Raw genomic sequence first — 419 nt, 5'->3', positions numbered from 1 at the left:
GCGATCGACGGCAAGGTCTGGACCATCGGCGACGCGGGCGTGGTGCGCGTCGACGGCGTGGAGCATGCGAACACGCACAGCCTCTGCAACTTCCTGACGGTGGCGGGCGACGTGGTGTTGAGCGGTGGCCAGCTCGGCAAGCTGTTCGACGCGCGCAGCGGGCGCGAGCTCTACCAGCACCGCTCGCCGCTCAACTGCGCGGCCAGCTTCGAGCACGAGGGGGTGACGCATGCGATCGTCGGCGCCTATACCGGCGAGGGCATCGTGCTGCGCATCGAGGGCGACAAGGTGCGGCACGTGCGCGACCTGCCGCTGCATCCGAACGCGGTGAAGGGCGTGGCGCGCTCGGGCGACCTGCTGTTCTCGGTGGCGGCCGATGCCTCGGCGACCTGGGTGCGCTGCTCGACGCTGGAGATCGT

Annotated in this window: 1 pseudogene; it reads left to right on the top strand. The window is 70.4% G+C overall.

From position 1 onward, the window contains the following. Nucleotides 1-419 (top strand): annotated as a pseudogene (locus HWY05_RS38090) (hypothetical protein); the annotation flags it as partial.

It is taken from the genome of Paraburkholderia sp. BCC1876 (assembly GCF_902833695.1).
In the GTDB taxonomy this organism is placed as follows: Bacteria; Pseudomonadota; Gammaproteobacteria; order Burkholderiales; family Burkholderiaceae; genus Paraburkholderia.
This window is presented reverse-complemented; position numbering and strand designations above follow the sequence as displayed.